Origin of the sequence: Halomonas litopenaei, from assembly GCF_017303055.1 — a bacterium.
GTDB lineage: Bacteria > Pseudomonadota > Gammaproteobacteria > Pseudomonadales > Halomonadaceae > Halomonas > Halomonas litopenaei_A.
On the sequence record NZ_JAEKJT010000016.1, the window covers coordinates 1 to 1948 of the forward strand.

At 54.8% G+C, this 1948-nt stretch carries 2 rRNA genes; both read left to right on the plus strand.

Annotated elements, in window-relative coordinates:
• A 23S ribosomal RNA gene (locus tag JF545_RS19750) occupies positions 1-1721 on the plus strand; the annotation flags it as partial.
• Between the two features lie 106 nt (positions 1722-1827).
• A 5S ribosomal RNA gene (rrf, locus tag JF545_RS19755) occupies positions 1828-1943 on the plus strand.
• Positions 1944-1948 lie beyond the last annotated feature (5 nt).

Genomic DNA, 1948 nt, shown 5'->3' on the forward strand with positions numbered 1-1948 from the left:
AGCGGTAGAGGAGCGTCGTGTAAGCCGATGAAGGTGTGTTGAGAAGCATGCTGGAGGTATCACGAGTGCGAATGCTGACATGAGTAACGACAAGGGGAGTGAAAAACTCCCCCGCCGGAAGACCAAGGGTTTCTGTTCGACGCTAATCGGAGCAGAGTGAGTCGGCCCCTAAGGCGAGGCCGAAAGGCGTAGTCGATGGGAAACGGGTCAATATTCCCGTACCTCACAGTATTGCGATGGGGGGACGAAGAAGGCTAGGTGAGCCAGGCGTTGGTTGTCCTGGTGAAAGCCAGTAGGCTGAGGGTTCAGGAAAATCCGGACCCTTAAGGCCGAGAGGCGAGACGAACTGACTACGGTCAGGAAGTCATCGATGCCACGCTTCCAGGAAAAGCCTCTAAGCTTCAGATACTGTGGGACCGTACCCCAAACCGACACAGGTGGTCAGGTAGAGAATACCAAGGCGCTTGAGAGAACTCGGGTGAAGGAACTAGGCAAAATGGTGCCGTAACTTCGGGAGAAGGCACGCCGCATTAGGGTGAAGGTCCTCGCGACCGGAGCCTGACGCGGTCGAAGATACCAGGTGGCTGCAACTGTTTATTAAAAACACAGCACTCTGCAAACGCGCAAGCGGACGTATAGGGTGTGACGCCTGCCCGGTGCCGGAAGGTTAAGTGATGGTGTTAGCTCACGCGAAGCTCCTGATCGAAGCCCCGGTAAACGGCGGCCGTAACTATAACGGTCCTAAGGTAGCGAAATTCCTTGTCGGGTAAGTTCCGACCTGCACGAATGGCGTAATGATGGCCACGCTGTCTCCACCCGAGACTCAGTGAAATTGAAATCGCAGTGAAGATGCTGTGTACCCGCGGCTAGACGGAAAGACCCCGTGAACCTTTACTACAGCTTCACACTGGACGCTGATGTTGCTTGTGTAGGATAGCTGGGAGGCTTTGAAACCCTGTCGCCAGATGGGGTGGAGCCAACCTTGAAATACCAGCCTGGCATCATTGGCGTTCTAACTCAGGACCGTAATCCGGTTCGAGGACCGTGTGTGGTGGGTAGTTTGACTGGGGCGGTCTCCTCCCAAAGAGTAACGGAGGAGCACGAAGGTACCCTCAGCACGGTTGGAAATCGTGCATTGAGTGCAAGAGCATAAGGGTGCTTAACTGCGAGACAGACACGTCGAGCAGGTACGAAAGTAGGTTCTAGTGATCCGGTGGTTCTGTATGGAAGGGCCATCGCTCAACGGATAAAAGGTACTCCGGGGATAACAGGCTGATACCGCCCAAGAGTTCACATCGACGGCGGTGTTTGGCACCTCGATGTCGGCTCATCACATCCTGGGGCTGAAGTCGGTCCCAAGGGTATGGCTGTTCGCCATTTAAAGTGGTACGCGAGCTGGGTTTAGAACGTCGTGAGACAGTTCGGTCCCTATCTGCCGTGGGCGTTGGAGATTTGAGAAGTGCTGCTCCTAGTACGAGAGGACCGGAGTGGACGTACCTCTGGTGTTCCGGTTGTCATGCCAATGGCATTGCCGGGTAGCTATGTACGGACGGGATAACCGCTGAAAGCATCTAAGCGGGAAGCCCCCTTCAAGATGAGATCTCCCTGAGGCCTTGAGCCTCCTAAAGGACCCAGCAAGACCAGCTGGTTGATAGGCCGGGTGTGGAAGCGCTGCAAGGCGTTGAGCTAACCGGTACTAATGGTCCGTGAGGCTTGACCATATAACACCCAAGAGGTTTTGGTCGATGGTGTCACGACACAATTGACGGATACGTGGGACGTATCGAGCAAGACTTTGCCAGCATTGATATACGTTGTCTTTTTTCGCCTGACGACCATAGCGAGTGGGAACCACCTGATCCCTTGCCGAACTCAGAAGTGAAACCGCTCAGCGCCGATGGTAGTGTGGGGTCTCCCCATGCGAGAGTAGGTCATCGTCAGGCATTTA